Origin of the sequence: Streptococcus mitis bv. 2 str. SK95 (assembly GCF_000222705.1) — a bacterium.
Lineage (GTDB): Bacteria > Bacillota > Bacilli > Lactobacillales > Streptococcaceae > Streptococcus > Streptococcus mitis_AY.
This window is the reverse complement of sequence record NZ_AFUB01000039.1, coordinates 19,365-39,721: the sequence shown is the minus strand read 5'-3', so window position 1 is coordinate 39,721 and position 20,357 is coordinate 19,365. Positions and strand designations below refer to the sequence as shown.

Below are 20,357 nucleotides of genomic sequence, written 5' to 3'. Positions count from 1 at the left end.
AGGAATGAAAAAAGTAATTATTACGGGTGGTAATAGTGGTATTGGCTATCAGGCTGCAAAACAATTAGCTGAAAAGGACTGGTCAGTGACTCTATTTTGCCGACGGAAAGAAGCTGCTGAGCAAACCTGTGAGGAAATCTGCCAACAAACAGGAAATCCGCATGTAGATTATATTTTGGCTGATTTATCTGATTTGGAGAGTATCAAGAAAGCAGTGGAACAGTATATTCAAAAAGAAGACGCTTTAGACGTTCTGATTAACAATGCAGCTGATTTTGACTTATCGGTCAAAAAGCCCATCCTGACTAGGGAGGGATTAGAAAAGCAGTTTGCGACCAATGTGGTTGCTCCCTTTTTACTTTCCACCTTGTTAAAGGGTTTGTTGGAAAAGTCAAAAAGTGGTCGGATTATTAATATTTCTTCTCAAGGGCTGATGCTTTATCCTTTCATGAAGCTTGATTTTGAAAATTTAGCTGGTCAAAAACATTATAGTCCTGCCAAGACCTATTATCAGAATAAACTAGCCTTGTTGATGCTGTCGCTTTATATGCGGAAACATTGGAAAGGTATCAAGGTTCAGGCAATCCGTGTGACCAATGTCAAAGTTGATATGCGCCGCTATGATCACCTCAGCGCTTTTATGAAAAATTTGTATAAAATCAAGTCAAGATTTTCAATTAGCCCGGAAGAAATGGCCAAAGTCTACACAGCCTTATCTACAGAAGATAGATATGACGGTTTTTTGTATGACGAGAAATGCAGGGAAGTAAAAGCAAATAGATCTGCTTACGAAGAAGAGGAGCAAGAAAAACTCTATTCTTTGCTTGAGCACCTGACTTTTTCAAGAGATAATCCATAAAGGATGAGAAAAATAAATTTCATGGACTGCCTCAATAGTGGAAGGAAATTCAGATATCTAAATCTGTTTGGAGTGACCTTGGCAGAAGTGGAAGAGGTTATGAAATCTTATGATAATAGTTGAGCAGACCTCAAAATGCATGGGGAATGTGTTACAATAGAGGTACTTAGATTTATTTTGATAGCGTCCAAATAGAAATTTGCGAGGAAAGAGTGATATGAAAATACGGGTTGATAGGGATTCTGTTTGTATGGGGGATGATGTATTGCCTCATGAGGTAGAATTTGAAGTTCCAGAGGATATGATGGTAAAAGAATTTTTTGACTTTTTAGAAAAGGAACGTTATTTGCCGTCTGTTCAAGGAAATAATGTGGTCTGGGAACTTCGTAATCGAAATGGTGAACAAGGTGTTTATTTCACCAAAACACGAGAGATTATCCATCCGGATGCGGTATTAAAAGAGATGTTGGAAGGAATTACTGAGACTCCCTTATTTGTTTTGCTCTATCATAGTACCCCTGAAGTATATTATATTAGAAAAGAGAATAAATGAGAATTGCAGATTATAGCGTGACCAAGGCAGTGCTGGAGCGTCACGGTTTTACCTTTAAAAAGTCCTTCGGGCAAAATTTCCTGACGGATACCAATATCCTTCAAAAAATCGTGGATACGGCTGAAATTGATGATCAGGTCAATGTCATCGAAATTGGTCCAGGAATTGGTGCTTTGACGGAGTTTTTGGCTGAGCGTGCGGCAGAGGTCATGGCTTTTGAGATTGACCATCGTTTGGTGCCAATCCTAGCCGATACCTTGCGTGATTTTGATAATGTAACAGTAGTCAACGAGGACATTCTCAAGGTCGATTTGGCGCAACATATCCAGAATTTTAAAAATCCTGATCTGCCAATCAAGGTAGTAGCCAACTTACCTTACTATATCACGACACCTATTCTCATGCACTTGATCGAGAGTGGCATTCCTTTTAGTGAGTTTGTCGTCATGATGCAAAAAGAAGTGGCGGATCGCATCTCAGCACAGCCAAATACCAAGGCTTACGGTAGTTTGTCTATTGCTGTGCAGTATTATATGACAGCTAAGGTTGCCTTCATCGTGCCTCGTACGGTCTTTGTACCAGCACCAAACGTGGACTCAGCTATCTTGAAAATGGTGCGCCGTCCAGAGCCGGCTGTAGCAGTAGAAGATGAGAACTTCTTCTTTAAGGTTTCCAAGGCTAGTTTCACTCATCGTCGCAAGACCTTGTGGAATAACCTGACAGGTTATTTTGGCAAGACCGAAGAAGTCAAGGATAAACTGACCAAGGCTTTGGATCATGCAGGCTTGTCACCAAGTATACGTGGTGAAGCTCTCGGCTTGGCAGAATTTGCCAGTCTGGCAGATGCGCTTAAAGGACAAGGACTCTAAGATGCAGGGACAAATCATTAAAGCCTTGGCAGGATTCTACTATGTAGAGAGTGATGGCCAGATCTATCAAACACGCGCGCGTGGGAATTTTCGCAAAAAAGGCCATACACCCTATGTTGGGGACTGGGTAGATTTTTCTGCGGAGGAAAATTCAGAAGGTTACATTCTCACGATTCACGAACGAAAAAATAGTCTGGTTCGCCCACCTATTGTTAATATTGACCAAGCTGTGGTTATCATGTCGGCTAAGGAGCCTGATTTTAATAGCAATTTGCTGGATCGTTTCTTGGTTCTTTTGGAGCACAAGGGCATCCATCCCATCGTCTATATTTCTAAAATGGATTTGCTGGAAGATAGTGGAGAACTGGATTTTTACCAGCAGACTTACGGTGCCATTGGTTACGACTTTGTGACTAGTAAGGAAGAGCTTTTGCCACTATTGACAGGCAAGGTTACGGTCTTTATGGGGCAGACAGGTGTTGGTAAGTCAACTCTTCTCAATAAAATCGCACCAGATCTCAATCTCGAGACAGGAGAAATCTCAGACAGTCTTGGTCGCGGTCGTCATACAACTCGGGCTGTTAGTTTTTACAATCTCAATGGTGGAAAGATAGCTGACACACCCGGATTTTCATCGCTGGACTATGAAGTATCAACAGCAGAAGACCTCAATCAGGCTTTTCCAGAGATTGCCAGTGTCAGTCGAGACTGTAAATTCCGTACCTGTACTCATACCCATGAGCCAGCCTGTGCGGTTAAGCTGGCTGTCGAAGAAGGAATCATTGCAACCTTCCGTTTTGACAACTACCTGCAATTCCTCAGTGAGATTGAAAATCGCAGAGAAACCTATAAAAAAGTCAGTAAAAAAATCCCAAAATAAGGAGAAACCTATGTCTCAATACAAGATTGCTCCGTCAATTCTGGCAGCAGATTATGCCAACTTTGAACGAGAAATTAAACGCCTAGAAGCAACTGGGGCAGAATATGCTCATATCGATATCATGGATGGTCACTTTGTGCCACAAATCAGTTTTGGTGCAGGTGTGGTTGAAGCTCTTCGTCCTCATAGTAAGATGGTTTTTGATTGCCACTTGATGGTGGTGAATCCAGAATACCATTTGGAAGACTTTGCGCGTGCAGGAGCGGATATCATCAGCATCCATGTAGAGGCAACACCTCATATCCATGGCGCTCTTCAAAAGATTCGCTCTCTAGGTGTCAAGCCATCTGTTGTCATTAACCCTGGTACGCCGGTTGAAGCTATCAAACACGTCCTTCACCTAGTTGACCAAGTCTTGGTCATGACGGTTAACCCTGGCTTCGGTGGGCAAGCCTTTCTACCTGAAACCATGGACAAGGTTCGTGAGCTGGTTGCCCTTCGTGAGAAAAAAGGTTTGAGCTTTGAAATCGAAGTGGATGGTGGGATTGATAATCAGACCATTGCTCAAGCCAAAGAAGCTGGTGCGACCGTTTTTGTAGCAGGTTCCTATGTCTTTAAGGGAGATGTCAATGAACGAGTGCAAACTCTCAGAAAACAACTGGACTAGGGTTGCCGTTTTTGCAGGCGGAGATCGCGGTCATTATCGGACAAATTTTGACTGCTTTGTCGGTGTGGATCGAGGTTCGCTCTGGGTCTTGGAAGAAGACCTTCCTCTGACTCTAGCAGTTGGGGATTTTGATTCTGTCACTGCAGACGAACGTCAGTTGATTCAAAAACGTGCCCAGCGCTTTATCCAAGCCCAGCCAGAAAAGGATGATACAGATCTGGAACTGGCTCTCTTGACCATCTTTGAGCAAAATCCTCAGGCTCAGGTCACTATTTTCGGTGCCCTAGGTGGTCGCATTGACCACATGCTGGCCAATGTTTTTCTACCTAGCAATCCCAAGTTAGCACCCTATATGCGCCAGATAGAAATTGAAGATGGGCAAAACTTGCTTGCCTATTGCCCAGAAGGGACCAGTCAGCTAGAACCCCGTTCGGACTATGACTATCTAGCCTTTATGCCGGTTCGGGATAGCCAGTTGACCATTCTCGGTGCCAAGTATGAGCTGACTGAGGAGAATTTTTTCTTTAAAAAAGTGTACGCTTCTAACGAATATATAGATAGGGAAGTTTCGGTAACTTGCCCAGATGGCTATGTCGTCGTGCTGCACAGCAAGGACAGGAGGTAGGATGGAGACTGTATTATTACTATTATTAATTGCCAATCTAGCTGGACTCTTTCTCATTTGGCAAAGGCAGGATAAGCAGGAGAAACACCTAAGCAAGAGTTTGGAGGATCAGGCAGACAATCTTTCAGATCAACTGGATTATCGCTTTGAGCAAGCTAGACAAGCCAGTCAGCTAGATCAAAAAGATTTGGAAGTGGCTGTCAGTGACCGTTTGCAGGAAGTGCGAATGGAGTTGCATCAAGGATTGACTCAAGTCCGTCAAGAAATGACAGATAATCTCCTCCAAACCAGAGACAAGACCGACCAACGTCTCCAAGCCTTGCAGGAATCAAATGAGCAACGTCTAGAACAAATGCGCCAAACGGTCGAGGAAAAGTTGGAAAAGACCTTGCAGACACGCTTGCAGGCTTCCTTCGAGACAGTTTCCAAGCAACTAGAGTCTGTCAATCGTGGCCTTGGAGAAATGCAGACAGTTGCCCGCGATGTCGGTGCACTCAACAAGGTTCTCTCTGGAACCAAAACGCGAGGGATTCTGGGTGAATTGCAACTGGGGCAAATCATCGAAGATATCATGACGCCTGCCCAGTACGAACGAGAATTTGCAACGGTTGAAAACTCTAGCGAGCGAGTGGAGTACGCCATCAAGTTACCTGGCCAAGGTGATCAGGAATATGTCTATTTGCCGATTGACTCCAAGTTTCCACTGGCGGATTATTATCGCTTAGAAGAAGCCTATGAAGCAGGCGATAAGGACGAAATCGAACGCTGTCGCAAATCTCTCTTGGCAAGCGTTAAGCGTTTCGCCAAGGATATCAAGAGCAAGTACATAGCGCCACCTCGAACGACCAATTTTGGAGTTTTGTTTGTTCCGACAGAGGGACTCTACTCAGAGATTGTTCGCAATCCGATCTTCTTTGATGATTTGAGACGGGAAGAGCAGATTATTGTCGCAGGTCCAAGTACCCTATCAGCCCTGCTTAACTCTCTATCAGTTGGCTTCAAGACCCTCAATATCCAAAAGAGTGCTGACCATATCAGCAAGACTCTTGCCAGCGTTAAGACCGAGTTTGGCAAGTTCGGAGGCATTCTGGTCAAGGCACAAAAGCATCTCCAACATGCCTCTGGCAATATTGATGAATTATTAAACCGTCGTACTACAGCTATCGAGCGGACGCTCCGTCACATTGAGTTATCAGAAGGTGAGCCTGCGCTTGATCTACTCCATTTCCAAGAAGATGAGGAAGAATATGAAGATTAGTCACATGAAAAAAGATGAGCTGTTTGAAGGCTTTTACCTGATTAAGTCAGCTGACCTGAGACAGACGCGAGCTGGGAAAAACTACCTAGCCTTTACCTTCCAAGACGATAGTGGCGAGATTGAAGGGAAACTCTGGGATGCCCAACCTCATAACGTTGAGGCCTTCACCGCTGGGAAAGTGGTCCACATGCAAGGGCGCAGAGAAGTTTACAACAATACTCCTCAAGTCAATCAAATCACCCTTCGCTTACCTCAGCCTGGCGAACCCAACGATCCAGCTGATTTCAAGGTCAAATCTCCAGTTGATGTCAAGGAGATTCGTGACTACATGTCGCAAATGATTTTCAAGATTGAAAATCCTGTCTGGCAGCGTATCGTTCGCAGTCTCTACACCAAGTATGATAAGGAATTCTACTCCTATCCAGCTGCCAAGACTAACCACCATGCCTTTGAAACGGGTTTGGCCTATCATACAGCAACCATGGTGCGCTTGGCAGATGCCATTAGCGACATCTATCCTCAGCTCAACAAGAGCCTCCTCTATGCTGGGATTATGTTGCATGACTTGGCCAAGGTTTTAGAACTCAGTGGCCCCGATCAGACGGAGTACACAGTGCGAGGCAATCTCATCGGCCATATCGCCCTCATCGATAGCGAAATTACCAAGACAGTCATGGAACTCGGCATCGATGATACTAGAGAAGAAGTGGTGCTACTGCGCCATGTCATCCTCAGTCATCATGGCTTGCTGGAGTATGGAAGCCCAGTCCGTCCACGCATTATGGAGGCAGAGATTATTCATATGATTGACAATCTAGATGCCAGCATGATGATGATGTCAACAGCTCTAGCTTTGGTGGATAAAGGAGAGATGACCAATAAAATTTTCGCTATGGACAATCGTTCCTTCTATAAACCAGATTTAGATTAATAATTTAAGAAAAACGAGCATTTTTTACGCAATAATGTTCGTTTTTTTTATGTGAATGTGGTATAATGGATAAAATATCAAAATTAAATGGAATGGTAAATAAAAATGAAATTAAGAAGAAGTGATCGAATGGTTGTCATTTCCAACTATTTAATTAATAATCCATACAAACTAACAAGTCTTAACACCTTTGCAGAAAAGTACGAATCTGCTAAATCATCGATTTCAGAGGACATTGTGATTATCAAGCGTGCCTTTGAGGAAATCGAAATCGGCCATATTCAGACTGTGACTGGAGCAGGTGGTGGCGTTATCTTTACACCATCAATCTCGAGTCATGAAGCTAAAGAAATGATCGCAGACTTGCGTGACAAACTTTCAGAAAGCGACCGTATCTTGCCAGGCGGCTACATCTACCTTTCTGATTTGCTTAGTACGCCTGCCATTTTGAAAAATATTGGGCGTATCATTGCCAAGAGCTTTATGGACCAAAAAATCGATGCCGTTATGACAGTAGCAACTAAAGGTGTGCCACTCGCAAATGCAGTTGCCAATGTCCTCAATGTTCCATTTGTCATCGTGCGCCGTGACTTGAAAATTACCGAAGGTTCAACGGTCAGCGTCAACTATGTATCAGGTTCAAGTGGTGACCGCATTGAGAAAATGTTCCTTTCAAAACGCAGTCTCAAGGCAGGCAGTCGTGTCTTGATTGTGGATGACTTCTTGAAAGGTGGCGGAACGGTCAACGGGATGATTAGTCTCTTGCGTGAGTTCGACTCTGAACTAGCTGGTGTCGCAGTCTTTGCAGACAATGCCCAAGAAGAACGTGAAAAGCAGTTTGATTACAAGTCACTCTTGAAAGTAACCAATATTGATGTTAAGAACCAATCCATCGATGTTGAGATTGGAAATATCTTTGACGAAGACAAATAAGAGATAGAACTAAAGGTTGGAACGATTGTCCCAGCCTTTCTTTGCAAACAGAATAGAAGGATGCCTATGAAAACACCATTTATCAGCCGTGAAGATTTAGAAACAATTGTTGCAGAGTTCCCGACTCCCTTTCACTTGTATGACGAGAAGGGGATTCGTGAAAAAGCAAGAGCCGTCAACAAGGCCTTTTCCTGGAACAAGGGCTTTAAGGAATATTTTGCAATCAAGGCCACTCCAACCCCAGCCATCTTGAAAATCCTCCAAGAGGAAGGTTGTGGTGTGGACTGTTCTAGTTACGTGGAGCTCTTGATGAGCCACAAACTGAATTTCCCCGGTTCTGAAATCATGTTCTCTTCTAACAACACGCCAGACAAGGAATATGCCTATGCGCGTGAATTGGGTGCGACCATTAACTTGGATGCCTTTGAAGATATTGAACATTTAGAGCGTGCAGCAGGCATTCCAGAAATCATCTCTTGTCGTTACAATCCTGGTGGCGTTTTTGAGCTAGGAACAGATATCATGGACAATCCTGGAGAAGCCAAGTTTGGGATGACCAAGGACCAGCTTTTTGAAGCCTTTGCGATTTTGGAGGAAAAAGGAGCCAAGACCTTTGGAATTCACTCTTTCCTAGCATCCAATACTGTCACCCAGCTCTACTACCCAGAGTTGGCACGTCAGCTCTTTGAATTGGCTGTTGAAATCAAGGAAAAGTTGGGTATTTCGCTAGACTTTATTAACCTTTCTGGCGGAATCGGAGTCAACTATCGCCCAGACCAGGAGCCAAATGATATTGCTATGATTGGTGAGGGGGTGCGAAAGGTTTATGAAGAAGTCCTTACGCCGGCAGGTCTTGGGCAGGTCAAGATTTTCACTGAATTGGGCCGTTTTATGTTGGCACCTCACGGAGTTCTCGTCACAAAAGTCACTCATAAAAAGAAAACCTACCGTACCTATCTGGGTGTAGATGCCTCAGCCGTCAACCTCATGCGTCCTGCCATGTATGGAGCCTACCACCATATTACCAATCTGACCTATCCAGATGGGCCAGTTGAGGTCGTAGACGTGGTCGGTTCACTCTGTGAAAACAATGATAAATTTGCGGTTAATCGCGAACTACCTCATACAGAAATCGGTGATTTGCTGGTGATTCATGATACAGGTGCACATGGATTCTCCATGGGTTATCAGTACAATGCCAAACTGCGCTCGGCAGAAATCCTCTATACCGAAGAAGGCAAAGCCCGCCAAATCCGCCGTGCAGAGCGCCCTGAGGACTATTTTGCAACCTTGTATGGTTTTGATTTTGAATCGGATCATTAAAAGAAATTGAAAATGAAAGTGAAAAACAGATTGCTTTCTAAAAAATAGACAAAAAAACCTTGTTTTTCACCTTACTCGTGATATAATAAAACTATAAAACGGTTTCAAGGAAGGTGACGATATGTCTGAAGAAACAATTGACTATGGACAAGTGACAGGAATGGTGCATTCGACAGAGAGTTTTGGGGCGGTAGATGGCCCTGGGATTCGGTTTATTGTCTTTTTGCAAGGTTGTCACATGCGTTGCCAATACTGCCATAACCCTGATACATGGGCTATGGAGACCAATAAATCACGAAGACGGACAGTAGACGATGTCTTGTCAGAAGCCCTTCGCTACCGTGGATTCTGGGGAGACAAAGGAGGAATCACTGTCAGTGGTGGAGAAGCCCTCTTACAGATTGATTTCTTGATTGCCCTCTTTACCAAGGCCAAGGAAAAAGGAATCCACTGTACCTTGGATACCTGTGCCCTTCCGTTCCGTAATAAACCACGTTATCTCGAAAAGTTTAATAAACTCATGGCTGTGACAGATTTGGTTCTCTTGGATATCAAGGAGATTAACGATGAACAACACAGGATTGTTACCAGCCAAACTAATAAAAATATCTTGGCCTGTGCAAAATATCTATCAGATATTGGGAAGCCTGTGTGGATTCGCCATGTGTTGGTTCCAGGCTTGACAGATAGAGATGAGGACTTGATTGAACTTGGGAAGTTCGTAAAAACTCTTAAAAACGTTGACAAGTTTGAAATCCTACCTTATCACACTATGGGAGAATTCAAGTGGCGTGAACTTGGTATTCCTTATTCGCTTGAAGGGGTCAAACCTCCCACAGCAGACCGTGTTAAGAATGCCAAGGAATTGATGGATACAGAAAGTTACCAAGACTACATGAAACGTGTTCATGGATAAAAAAGAAGCCTGATGGAGACATCGGGCTTTTGTGATGCATAAAAAGCCTAGCCTTTCAGCTAAGCCTTTTGAATCTTATCTAGATCGTTGTTTGCCAGAGTTGCGGTTTTTCTTTTTCTTATTGGTCGTGATCGCTTGAGCCTGCTTAGGAGTCACATCTTTTCTTGCACCTGCAGAAAGGCTGACTTTCGGAGGGTTCTTTTCGTATTCTTCACGTACTTTTTGACGAAGTTTTGGACGAACGACATAGTTGACGATAAACTGTTGGAGAATCATCATGAAACCACCGACAACCCAGTATAGTGTCACACTGGCTGGTGAGAAGAGTGAGAAGATAACAATCATGAGTGGGCTCATATAGATCATTTTCTTGAGCTGTTCTCTTTGCATCTCGTCTTCTACTCCATGAAGCGAGAGGAGAGATTGGATGTAGTAAAGAATACCTGCAAAGGCTACGAGGAGCATGCTTGGTGAGCCAAGATCAATTCCCAAGAAGTTAGAACCAGCAACTCCTTCAGTGTGCTGGGCTGCAAAGTAGATAGCAGAGAAGAAAGGCATTTGGAGCAAGATAGGGAAACATCCGACGCCTCCTAGCATGCTGATACCATGTTCTTTTTGGGCGGCAAAGAGAGCTTGTTGAGCCTCAAGTTTTTCTTCTTGAGTTGTTGCTTCTTTGAGACGTGTTTGATGTGGTTCAAGCACGTGTTTGAGGGCGTTCATCTTTTCAGAGTGAAGCGTCGCTTTCCACGATTGGTAGATACCGAGTGGCAAGATAATCAAACGCACGATAATGGTGACGATGATAATCCCCATCCCAAAACCAAGTCCCATATCATTAGCAAAGTATTTGATGGCCTCTGCCATAGGCGCTCCGATGGTGTTCCAGATAAATCCAGTCGGTTCTCCAGTTGTTTTATCAACAGAAACACAGCCTGTCAAGATAAGTAGCATAGCAACTCCCATAGCAGAGAGGGCAAAACGTTTAATAGATTTCAATGTTTTCATTCCTTCTTTAAAAATTATACCTTTCTATTCTACTGTTTTTTTGTAAAATATACAATAGTTCTGGAGACCTAATTTGCGACTTTGAAGTCTGAATAGGATGAAAAGTTGCTCATCTGCACATCTAAATAGGTGACTTTTGAAAAAGGCGTTGGACCTTTACGGATTTCTTGGATAAATTTTGCCATAGTGGCAGAGGAGTCTGCCTGAGCGAGAATTTCCACTGTGCCATCGTCGTTATTCCAGACACGACCAGTGATGCCACCGATTTCAAGCGCTAGAGTATAAACGCCCCAGCGAAAACCAACACCCTGCACCCTGCCTTGGGCAATCATTCTAACCTTTTGCATACTAACCCCCTTTAATTGTGTTATAATGTTTCTATGACTATTATAACCTCAAAAGCCAATTCTGTGGTGAAAAATGCCAAGAAATTGCATCAAAAAAATATCGAAAGTCTGCCTATTTGATTGAAGGCTGGCACTTATTCGAAGAAGCTGTTCAAGCAGGAGTAACGATTGAGAAAATCTTTGCCCTAGAAAGTTACCGAGATCAGTTGGCTGCTTTTCCTCAAACTGTCTGGGTTTCAGAGGAGATTTTGCGGGACTTAGCAGATACGCAAACCCCTCAAGGCATTGTCGCTGTTATTCAAAAAGAAGAAGTGGGACAGCCTGATTTTAGTCAGGGTAAGTTTCTATTTTTAGAAGACGTTCAAGATCCTGGTAATGTGGGTACCATGATTCGGACTGCGGATGCTGCAGGTTTTACAGGGGTCATTGTTTCAGACAAGTCAGCAGATATATACAGTCTCAAAACCCTGCGTTCCATGCAAGGCAGTCATTTTCACTTGCCCATCTATCGGATGTCTCTTGCTTCCTTTGTAGAAGAGGCTAAGAAGACTGCTATGCCCATTCTCGCAACGACCTTATCCAAAGAATCCAAGGACTATCGTGAGCTTTCTCCCCTAGAAGACTTTGTTTTAGTCATGGGAAATGAAGGGCAGGGGATTAGTTCTATCATGGCTGAGAGTGCTGACCAGCTGGTTCATATTGGCATGAAGGGTCGAGCAGAGAGTCTCAATGTTGCCATTGCCGCAGGCATTTTGATGTTTTATTTCAGCTAATTTATAAAAACTTTGTTATAATCAAGACATATTTATAGAAAAAGGAGAATCAGAATGAATCAAACAATTATTCAAGAACGTTCAGGTCTCAATCAATTTTACGCTAAGGTTTATGCCTTTGTGGGGCTTGGGATTGGTCTATCAGCTCTGGTGTCAGCTTTGATGTTGACAGTCTTTCAGTCCCAATTGATCTACTTTTTAATGCATGGCCGTCTCTGGTTGATGATTGCAACTTTTGCAGAACTTGGTCTGGTCTTTGTTGCAAGTAGCATGGCTGCAAAAAATAGCCCAGCAGCTCTCCCAGTATTTTTAGTTTATTCTGTTTTAAATGGCTTTACGCTTAGTTTTGTCGTAGCCTTCTATACACCTGGGACCGTCTTATCAGCCTTTGTATCCAGTGCCCTTCTTTTCTTTGTCATGGCAGCAATCGGAATTTTCACCAAGAAGGATTTGAGTGGAATGGGTCGAGCTCTGATGGCTGCGCTTGTCGGGTTAATTATTGCTATGATCGTGAATATTTTCTTGGCTAGTGGCTTCTTTGATTACATGATTAGTATTGCCATGGTCTTGGTTTTCTCAGGTTTGATTGCTTGGGACAACCAAAAGATTCGCTATGTTTATGAGCAGTCACGAGGACAAGTAGCGACAGGTTGGGTCATTTCAATGGCGCTCAGCATCTATCTAGACTTTATCAATCTCTTCCTTAGCATTTTACGAATCTTTGGTCGAAACGATTAAAAATCTATAGAGTCAGTGTTCCAAAGAGCACTGACTTTTTCTTATTTACCCTTTTCTTTTCTTGGAAATAGGTGTATAATGCTTTTAATTAATTTTTTGAGGAGTAGCTTATGAAGAAAAGTTTTATCCAGCAACAAGAAGAAATTTCCTTTGTCAAAAACACTTTTACCCAGTATTTGAAAGATAAGTTAGAAGTTGTCGAAGTTCAAGGTCCTATCTTGAGTAGGGTCGGCGATGGGATGCAGGATAACCTTTCAGGTGTTGAAAATGCAGTAACTGTGAAGGTCTTGCAAATTCCAGATGAAACCTATGAGGTCGTTCATTCACTTGCTAAATGGAAACGCCATACCTTGGCTCGTTTTAGTTTCGGTGAGGGTGAGGGTCTGTTTGTTCACATGAAGGCCCTTCGTCCAGACGAAGATTCACTTGATGCTACCCACTCTGTTTATGTAGACCAGTGGGACTGGGAAAAAGTGATTCCAAACGGACAACGCAATATCGCTTATCTTAAAGAAACAGTTGAAAAGATTTACAAGGCTATTCGTCTGACAGAGCTAGCAGTAGAAGCTCGCTATGATATCGAATCAATCTTGCCAAAACAAATCACCTTTATCCATACAGAAGAGTTGGTAGAACGTTACCCGGACTTGACACCAAAAGAGCGTGAAAATGCAATCTGTAAAGAGTTTGGTGCAGTTTTCTTGATTGGTATTGGTGGGGAATTGCCTGATGGGAAACCTCATGATGGCCGTGCGCCTGACTACGATGATTGGACCACAGAGTCTGAGAATGGATACAAGGGACTGAATGGGGACATCTTAGTTTGGAATGAACCTCTTGGCTGTGCCTTTGAACTTTCCTCAATGGGGATTCGGGTAGATGAAGATACCCTTCGCCGCCAAGTTACCCTTACAGGAGATGAAGATAGACTTGAGCTGGAATGGCATAAAGCCTTGCTCAACGGGCTCTTTCCACTGACTATCGGTGGGGGGATTGGACAGTCTCGGATGGCCATGTTCCTTCTTCGTAAGAAACACATCGGAGAGGTTCAGACTAGTGTTTGGCCGCAAGAAGTCCGCGATACGTACGAAAATATCTTGTAGGGAATCGAACCGTAAGGTTCGGTTTTCTTTCTCTTTTTGCCCATAATTTGGTATAATAAACGGTATGAAAATCGTATCAGGAATCTACAGAGGGCGTCCCCTCAAGACGCTAGAAGGAAAGACGACTAGGCCGACATCAGATAAGGTGCGTGGAGCTATCTTTAACATGATGGGTCCCTATTTTGAGGGTGGTCGTGTCTTGGATCTTTATGCAGGCAGTGGCGGTCTGTCTATTGAAGCTGTGTCAAGAGGCATGTCCCATGCTGTTTTAGTAGAACGGGATCGAAAGGCGCAAGCTATCATCGCTGAAAACATCCAAATGACCAAGGAAGTTTCCAAATTTCAGCTCTTAAAGATGGAGGCTGAACGGGCCTTGGAGCAAGTGAAAGGTCCCTTTGACCTGATCTTTTTAGACCCTCCCTATGCCAAGGAACAAATCGTTGCAGATATCGAAAAAATGGCAGAAAGAAACCTTTTCTCCGAAGAGATCATGGTTGTCTGTGAAACCGATAAGTCTGTAGAACTCCCAGAAGAAATCGCCTGCTTAGGCATCTGGAAAGAAAAAATATATGGGATTAGTAAGGTGACGGTCTATGTCAGATAAAATTGGATTATTTACAGGTTCATTTGATCCGATGACAAATGGACATCTGGATATCATTGAACGTGCCAGCAAACTCTTTGATAAGCTCTATGTCGGGGTGTTCTACAATCCCCACAAACAAGGTTTTCTCCTTGTTGAAAATCGCAAACGGGCAGTCGAAAAAGCTGTGGCGCATTTAGATAATGTAGAGGTGCTGGCTTCTCATGACCAACTAGTCGTCGATGTTGCAAGAAGACTGGGAGCAAAAACTCTTGTCCGTGGCTTGCGGAATGCTATAGACTTGCAATACGAGGCTAGTTTTGACTACTACAATCATCAACTGGCTCCAGAGATCGAGACTGTCTACCTACATAGCCGCCCAGAGCATCTTTATATTAGCTCTTCAGCCGTGAGAGAACTTCTGAAGTTTGGTCAGGAGATTCAGCAATATGTCCCAAACAGTGTTGTGGAGGAATTAGAACATGAAGAAAAAAACTAGATGGCCCTTATATGTCATCCTAGCACTAGTATTGACTTTTTTAGCTTTTGTAGTACCCTTGCCTTACTACATAGAAGTTCCAGGTGGAGCGGAAGATATTCGTCAAGTTTTGAAAGTCAATGAAACAGAAGATACAGAAGCAGGAGCTTACCAGTTTGTGACAGTCGGTATTCGACATGCAACCCTGTCGCATCTGGTCTATGCTTGGCTGACTCCATTTACGGATATTAGAAGCGCTCAGGAGACAACGGGTGGCTCTACAGATGCAGAGTTTATGCGGATCAATCAGTTCTACATGCAAACATCCCAAAATATGGCCAAGTATCAAGGTTTGAAGACGGCAGGCAAGGATATCGAACTCAAGTACTTGGGAGTTTATGTCTTGACCGTGACGGACAATTCAACCTTCAAAGGCATTCTGAACATTGCGGATACCGTGACGGCTGTTAATGATAAGACGTTTGACAGTTCCAAAGACTTGATTGACTATGTCAACTCTCAAAAACTAGGAGATCCAGTCAAGGTAACCTACGAAGAAGACGGAAAAGTCAAGACAGCTGAAGGTAAAATTATCACTCTCGAAAACGGGAAAAACGGGATTGGGATTGGCTTGATTGACCGTACGGAAGTGACCAGTGACGTTCCCATTCGCTTCTCTACAGCTGGTATCGGTGGCCCCAGTGCAGGTCTCATGTTTAGTCTCGCTATCTACACCCAGATAGCAGATCCAGGGCTTCGTAATGGTCGCGTCGTTGCGGGAACGGGAACCATTGATCGCGATGGAAATGTTGGCGACATTGGTGGAATTGACAAAAAAGTAGTTGCAGCCTCTCGTCAGGGAGCCAACATCTTTTTTGCTCCTGACAATCCAGTCACCGAGGAAGCAAAAAAAGCAGATCACAATGCGAAAAGTAACTATGAAACAGCCCTAGAAGCTGCTAAAACGATCAAGACAGAGATGAAAATCGTTCCCGTTAAGACCTTGCAGGATGCGATTGATTACCTTAAAAACAATCCCTAATTCGTAGAAAAATTGAAAACTAGCGCGCAAGCAGAGAAGATGGTATAATAGTCAAATGGTTCAATTATTATTCACTCTAAGTAGTCATATGCTCTTTATCTATTTGAGTTTTTACCTTTTAAAGGATCTTGTGAGATGGGAAAAGGTTTTAAAAGTGACCGCTACTAACACAAAAAAAGTTCGTTTGTTGGTAGGCTTCTTTAGTATTGTGATGGGCTATATCTTGAGTTCATTCTTTATCAGTTTGTACCAACTGTGGCAAGAAGCACTTAGAGGACTATTATAAAATCAAAAGTAAAGGAAACAACTATGGAAAAAATTGTGGTTCAAGGCGGAGATAATCGTCTGGTCGGGAGTGTGGCCATCGAGGGAGCAAAGAATGCCGTCTTACCCTTGTTGGCAGCGACTATTCTAGCAAGCAAGGGTAAGACAGTCTTGCAGAACGTCCCTATCTTGTCAGATGTTTTCACCATGAATCAAGTGGTTCGTGGTCTGAACGCCAAGGTTGATTTTGATGAGGAAGCTCATGTTGTCGAAGTCGATGCGACGGGTGACATCACGGAGGAAGCTCCGTATAAGTATGTTAGCAAGATGCGTGCATCCATCGTGGTCTTGGGACCAATCCTTGCTCGTGTAGGCCATGCCAAGGTATCCATGCCAGGTGGATGCACTATTGGGAGTCGTCCGATTGATCTCCACCTCAAGGGTTTGGAAGCTATGGGGGCTAAGATCAGCCAGACAGCTGGTTACATTGAAGCCAAGGCGGAACGCCTGCACGGCGCTCATATCTACATGGACTTTCCTAGTGTCGGCGCAACACAAAATCTGATGATGGCAGCAACTCTAGCTGATGGTGTGACAGTGATTGAAAATGCTGCGCGTGAGCCAGAAATTGTTGATCTCGCTATCTTCCTTAATGAAATGGGAGCCAAGGTCAAGGGAGCTGGTACCGAAACAATCACAGTGACTGGTGTCGAGAACCTCCATGGTACGACTCATACTGTAGTACAGGACCGTATTGAAGCTGGAACCTTTATGGTAGCCGCAGCCATGACAGGTGGGGATGTTCTCGTTCGTGATGCAGTCTGGGAGCATAATCGTCCCTTGATTTCAAAACTACTTGAGATGGGTGTTGAAGTGACAGAGAAGTCAGAAGGTATTCGTGTTCGTTCTCAACTTGAAAATCTCAAGGCTGTTCATGTAAAAACCTTACCACATCCAGGATTCCCAACAGATATGCAGGCGCAATTCACAGCTCTGATGACAGTCGCAAAAGGGGAATCCACCATGGTGGAAACGGTGTTTGAGAATCGCTTCCAACACTTAGAGGAAATGCGCCGTATGGGCTTGCATTCAGAGATTATCCGTGACACAGCTCGTATTGTTGGGGGACAAGCTTTACAGGGGGCTGAAGTTCTTTCAACGGATCTTCGCGCTAGTGCTGCCTTGATTTTGGCAGGTCTGGTGGCGCAGGGAGAAACAGTTGTTGGTAAGTTAGTCCACCTTGATAGGGGTTACTACCGTTTCCATGAGAAATTGGCTCAGCTAGGAGCGAAGATTCAGCGAATCGAGGCGAATGATGAAGAAGAATAAAAACTTACGCTATGTACTCCGTCGTTTACTGTTGATTTTTATCGTCCTACTGCTTGGATTTCTGGCTTTAGGAATCGGCTTAATGGTTGGCTATGGTATCCTAGGAAAGGGACAGGATCCATGGGCGATTTTGTCTCCAGCAAAGTGGCAGGAATTGATTAGCAAATTTACAGGAAATTAGACTGGGAGACCAGTCTTTTTCTAAAGAAATAAGGAGAAAAATGGACAAAAAAACAAGACAAGCTCTGATAGGATTACTTCTATTCTTACTCTTGGCTACTGGAAGCTACTATATCAAGCAGATGCAGACAGCGCCAAACACCCCTAGAACCCAGGTTAGTCAGAAAAAACAAGCTTCAGAAGCTCCCAGTCAGGAGCTAGCTGAAAGTGTCTTAACTGATTCACTCAAAAACCAAATCAAGGGGGGGCTCGAGTGGAATGGAGCAGGTGCCTTTGTTGTCAATGGCAATAAAACTAATCTAGATGCCAAGGTTTCCAGCAAACCCTATGCGGATAATAAAACAAAGACAGTGGGAAAAGAAACAGTTCCAACTGTTGCCAATGCCATCTTATCTAAAGCGACTCGGCAATATAAGAATCGGGAAGAGACTGGAAATGGATCCACCTCTTGGACTCCACCAGGGTGGCATCAGGTCAAGAATCTAAAGGGGACCTATACACATGCAGTTGATAGAGGACACCTGCTGGGCTATGCCTTGATAGGTGGTTTGGATGGTTTTGATGCCTCTACCAGCAATTCCAAGAACATTGCAGTCCAGACAGCTTGGGCAAACCAAGCACAGGCTGAGGATTCGACAGGGCAGAACTACTATGAGAGTTTGGTTAGGAAAGCCTTGGACCAGAATAAGAGAGTCCGTTATCGGGTAACTCTCCACTATGCTACGAATGAGGATTTGGTTCCATCCGCTTCACAAATTGAAGCCAAGTCTTCGGATGGAGAATTGGAATTCAACGTCCTGATTCCAAATGTTCAAAAGGGCATCCAGCTTGATTACCGAACAGGTCAAGTCACAGTGACAAACTAGAAACAATCTACAAAAGAACAAAAATCGCTCCTTTGTTTATCATACGATAAGGGAGCGATCGTGCAAATTAGAAAATAATGTGATTCCCACGCAGATTTATGATATAATGGAACGCAAGATACTATTTTAGGAGAAAGACCATGGAAGACCCGAGCAGTCAGGATTTGTTACTGCAATTTGTACTTTTAGTTGTATTGACCTTTTTAAATGCCTTTTTCTCAGCTACAGAAATGGCTATGGTGTCACTAAATCGTGCCCGAGTAGAGCAAAAAGCAGAAGAAGGAGATAAACGTTATATCCGTTTGCTAAAGGTACTTGAAAATCCTAATCACTTTTTATCAACGATTCAAGTCGGTATCACCTTGATCACGATCTTGTCAGGGGCAAAATTGGCAGATACACTTGGACAAGTAATTGCCTCTTGGATGGGGAACGGAGAAACAGCTTACGCTATTGCAAGTTTCCTCTCTTTGGCATTCTTGACCTACATTTCCATTGTTTTTGGTGAGCTCTATCCTAAGCGGATTGCCCTCAATTTGAAAGATGCTTTGGCGATTCGAACAGCACCAATTATTATTGGTTTGGGAAAAATTGTCAGTCCCTTTGTCTGGCTGTTATCTGCTTCAACTAATTTGTTGAGTCGTGTGACGCCAATGACCTTTGATGATGCTGATGAAAAGATGACACGTGATGAAATAGAGTACATGCTCACCAATAGTGAAGAAACACTGGATGCAGATGAGATTGAAATGCTACAGGGAATTTTTTCTCTAGATGAACTAATGGCTCGTGAGCTGATGGTGCCCCGAACCGACGCCTTCATGGTGGATATTCAGGATGACAGCAAGGCGATTATCGAAAGTATTTTGAAGCAAAATTTCTCACGTATCCCTGTTTATGATGGGGATAAGGACAATGTGATCGGTTTGATCCATACCAAGCGTTTGCTAAACGCTGCCTATGCGGATGGTTTTGAAAATATTGTCTGGAAGCGAATCCTCCAAACGCCACTATTTGTGCCTGAGACCATCTTTGTGGATGACCTCCTTAAAGAGCTTCGAAATACCCAAAATCAAATGGCTATCTTACTAGACGAATACGGTGGTATGGCTGGTTTGGTAACTCTGGAAGACCTCCTAGAGGAAATCGTCGGCGAAATTGATGATGAAACGGACAGGGCAGAAATCGAAGTCCATCAAATCGGTGAAGATACCTATATTGCACAGGGAACCATGAATCTTAACGACTTCAACGACTACTTTGGCGTTGAACTAGAAAGCGATGATGTGGATACTATCGCCGGTTATTATTTGACGGGTGTTGGTACGATTCCAACAACTGAGAAAATTAGTTATGAATTGGTCAGCCAAAACAAGCAGATTGTCCTGACCAATGATAAGGTGAAAAATGGGCGCGTTACTAAGGTAAAAGTTCAAATCACAGAACTAGAACCTGAAGAAGAAACAGAATAAAGCAGTGACTTGAGTCACTGCTTTTTGTAAATCTAGATGGTAGGTAGGTACACTTATCACCATTTATTAGGAATAACAAAAAAGCCCGATTTACGGGCTTTTCATTCGGTTAATTCCTGTTATTTCAGGTACTGAAAGGCGGTAGACGGATTTGAACCGACGATCAAGCTTTTGCAGAGCCGTGCCTTACCACTTGGCTATACCGCCTCAACGTTTAATATTATACCTTGAAAATGATTCTACGTCAATAGTTTCTTAATCGAAAATCCAATTTAGAAGATTGCCCTTTCTGATTGGATGGAAAAATGGGGAGAGAAAATCTGAAAATCAGGCTTTATAGAGCCTTAACTTCCCTTTTGATTC

The 20,357-nt window shown here is 43.5% G+C and carries 23 protein-coding genes, 1 tRNA gene and 1 pseudogene; 22 read left to right on the top strand and 3 right to left on the bottom strand.

Annotated features, from left to right (window positions below; genetic code table 11):
* Positions 1–4: 4 nt before the first annotated feature.
* The 11 genes from HMPREF9965_RS07870 to pflA all read left to right on the top strand — a co-directional run bounded on the left by HMPREF9965_RS07870 (position 5) and on the right by pflA (position 9,814).
* On the top strand, positions 5–859 hold the full coding sequence (locus HMPREF9965_RS07870) for an SDR family NAD(P)-dependent oxidoreductase (RefSeq protein ID WP_000755756.1): 855 nt from the start codon (positions 5–7) through the stop codon (positions 857–859).
* 217 nt (positions 860–1,076) lie between these two features.
* Positions 1,077–1,412: a hypothetical protein gene (locus HMPREF9965_RS07865; protein WP_000702741.1), complete on the top strand. Its 336-nt coding sequence runs from the start codon at positions 1,077–1,079 to the stop codon at positions 1,410–1,412.
* Complete coding sequence (gene rsmA, locus HMPREF9965_RS07860) at positions 1,409–2,281, top strand: 16S rRNA (adenine(1518)-N(6)/adenine(1519)-N(6))-dimethyltransferase RsmA (RefSeq protein ID WP_001216837.1); 873 nt, start codon at positions 1,409–1,411, stop codon at positions 2,279–2,281. Before HMPREF9965_RS07865 ends, rsmA begins: the two co-directional genes overlap by 4 nt.
* Position 2,282: 1 nt before the next feature.
* On the top strand, positions 2,283–3,161 hold the full coding sequence (rsgA, locus tag HMPREF9965_RS07855) for a ribosome small subunit-dependent GTPase A (protein WP_001161960.1): 879 nt from the start codon (positions 2,283–2,285) through the stop codon (positions 3,159–3,161).
* A 10-nt stretch (positions 3,162–3,171) separates the two neighbouring features.
* Positions 3,172–3,828, top strand: a complete 657-nt coding sequence (gene rpe / locus HMPREF9965_RS07850) for a ribulose-phosphate 3-epimerase (protein WP_000085005.1) — start codon at positions 3,172–3,174, stop codon at positions 3,826–3,828.
* Complete coding sequence (locus HMPREF9965_RS07845) at positions 3,791–4,453, top strand: thiamine diphosphokinase (RefSeq protein ID WP_001001251.1); 663 nt, start codon at positions 3,791–3,793, stop codon at positions 4,451–4,453. Before rpe ends, HMPREF9965_RS07845 begins: the two co-directional genes overlap by 38 nt.
* Before the next feature lies 1 nt (position 4,454).
* Positions 4,455–5,711 (top strand): DNA recombination protein RmuC, encoded by a 1,257-nt coding sequence (gene rmuC, locus HMPREF9965_RS07840; protein WP_000450912.1) that lies wholly within the window; start codon positions 4,455–4,457, stop codon positions 5,709–5,711.
* Positions 5,701–6,642: a 3'-5' exoribonuclease YhaM family protein gene (locus HMPREF9965_RS07835; protein ID WP_000703206.1), complete on the top strand. Its 942-nt coding sequence runs from the start codon at positions 5,701–5,703 to the stop codon at positions 6,640–6,642. The genes rmuC and HMPREF9965_RS07835 overlap by 11 nt, the downstream gene beginning before the upstream one ends.
* Before the next feature lie 105 nt (positions 6,643–6,747).
* Positions 6,748–7,575, top strand: coding sequence for a pur operon repressor (gene purR / locus HMPREF9965_RS07830; RefSeq protein ID WP_002874197.1), 828 nt, complete (start codon positions 6,748–6,750; stop codon positions 7,573–7,575).
* A 66-nt stretch (positions 7,576–7,641) separates the two neighbouring features.
* The gene (locus HMPREF9965_RS07825; protein ID WP_000856539.1) at positions 7,642–8,898 is read left to right on the top strand and encodes a diaminopimelate decarboxylase; all 1,257 of its coding nucleotides are present in this window, start codon (positions 7,642–7,644) and stop codon (positions 8,896–8,898) included.
* Between the two features lie 121 nt (positions 8,899–9,019).
* Positions 9,020–9,814 carry a pyruvate formate-lyase-activating protein gene (gene pflA, locus HMPREF9965_RS07820; RefSeq protein WP_001288283.1) on the top strand — a complete coding sequence of 265 codons (795 nt, stop codon included), beginning with the start codon at positions 9,020–9,022 and terminating at the stop codon, positions 9,812–9,814.
* A 75-nt stretch (positions 9,815–9,889) separates the two neighbouring features.
* Here the strand turns inward: pflA and yidC are convergent, their stop codons facing one another.
* Positions 9,890–10,810 (bottom strand): membrane protein insertase YidC, encoded by a 921-nt coding sequence (gene yidC / locus HMPREF9965_RS07815; protein ID WP_025170843.1) that lies wholly within the window; start codon positions 10,808–10,810, stop codon positions 9,890–9,892.
* Between the two features lie 77 nt (positions 10,811–10,887).
* A complete protein-coding gene (locus HMPREF9965_RS07810) occupies positions 10,888–11,166 on the bottom strand; it encodes an acylphosphatase (protein ID WP_001174620.1) in 279 nt (92 codons plus the stop codon).
* 33 nt (positions 11,167–11,199) lie between these two features.
* On the opposite strand from HMPREF9965_RS07810, the pseudogene HMPREF9965_RS07805 reads away from it, so the two are divergent.
* The 11 genes and pseudogenes from HMPREF9965_RS07805 (at position 11,200) to HMPREF9965_RS07755 (ending at position 19,994) form a co-directional block, all read left to right on the top strand.
* Positions 11,200–11,939, top strand: a pseudogene (locus tag HMPREF9965_RS07805) (TrmH family RNA methyltransferase).
* Positions 11,940–11,993: 54 nt separating this feature from the next.
* Positions 11,994–12,677, top strand: coding sequence for a Bax inhibitor-1/YccA family protein (locus tag HMPREF9965_RS07800; RefSeq protein WP_001076868.1), 684 nt, complete (start codon positions 11,994–11,996; stop codon positions 12,675–12,677).
* Between the two features lie 110 nt (positions 12,678–12,787).
* Complete coding sequence (asnA, locus tag HMPREF9965_RS07795) at positions 12,788–13,780, top strand: aspartate--ammonia ligase (RefSeq protein ID WP_000748021.1); 993 nt, start codon at positions 12,788–12,790, stop codon at positions 13,778–13,780.
* Between the two features lie 64 nt (positions 13,781–13,844).
* Entirely contained in the window at positions 13,845–14,384 is a 540-nt protein-coding gene (gene rsmD / locus HMPREF9965_RS07790) for a 16S rRNA (guanine(966)-N(2))-methyltransferase RsmD (protein ID WP_000706968.1), read from the top strand.
* Positions 14,374–14,862 carry a pantetheine-phosphate adenylyltransferase gene (gene coaD, locus HMPREF9965_RS07785; protein WP_001280708.1) on the top strand — a complete coding sequence of 163 codons (489 nt, stop codon included), beginning with the start codon at positions 14,374–14,376 and terminating at the stop codon, positions 14,860–14,862. Before rsmD ends, coaD begins: the two co-directional genes overlap by 11 nt.
* Positions 14,846–15,883 (top strand): SepM family pheromone-processing serine protease, encoded by a 1,038-nt coding sequence (locus HMPREF9965_RS07780; RefSeq protein WP_000730767.1) that lies wholly within the window; start codon positions 14,846–14,848, stop codon positions 15,881–15,883. The genes coaD and HMPREF9965_RS07780 overlap by 17 nt, the downstream gene beginning before the upstream one ends.
* 55 nt (positions 15,884–15,938) lie before the next feature.
* On the top strand, positions 15,939–16,169 hold the full coding sequence (locus HMPREF9965_RS07775; RefSeq protein WP_009444432.1) for a DUF1146 family protein: 231 nt from the start codon (positions 15,939–15,941) through the stop codon (positions 16,167–16,169).
* A gap of 23 nt (positions 16,170–16,192) precedes the next feature.
* The gene (gene murA / locus HMPREF9965_RS07770) at positions 16,193–17,476 is read left to right on the top strand and encodes a UDP-N-acetylglucosamine 1-carboxyvinyltransferase (protein ID WP_000411897.1); all 1,284 of its coding nucleotides are present in this window, start codon (positions 16,193–16,195) and stop codon (positions 17,474–17,476) included.
* On the top strand, positions 17,463–17,657 hold the full coding sequence (locus HMPREF9965_RS07765) for a DNA-directed RNA polymerase subunit beta (RefSeq protein ID WP_000739701.1): 195 nt from the start codon (positions 17,463–17,465) through the stop codon (positions 17,655–17,657). Before murA ends, HMPREF9965_RS07765 begins: the two co-directional genes overlap by 14 nt.
* A gap of 40 nt (positions 17,658–17,697) precedes the next feature.
* The gene (locus HMPREF9965_RS07760; RefSeq protein WP_000359009.1) at positions 17,698–18,522 is read left to right on the top strand and encodes a DNA/RNA non-specific endonuclease; all 825 of its coding nucleotides are present in this window, start codon (positions 17,698–17,700) and stop codon (positions 18,520–18,522) included.
* A gap of 140 nt (positions 18,523–18,662) precedes the next feature.
* Positions 18,663–19,994, top strand: coding sequence for a hemolysin family protein (locus tag HMPREF9965_RS07755; protein ID WP_000390005.1), 1,332 nt, complete (start codon positions 18,663–18,665; stop codon positions 19,992–19,994).
* Between the two features lie 136 nt (positions 19,995–20,130).
* Here HMPREF9965_RS07755 and HMPREF9965_RS07750 read toward each other — a convergent pair.
* A tRNA-Cys gene (locus HMPREF9965_RS07750) sits at positions 20,131–20,201 on the bottom strand.
* Between the last annotated feature and the right edge of the window lie 156 nt (positions 20,202–20,357).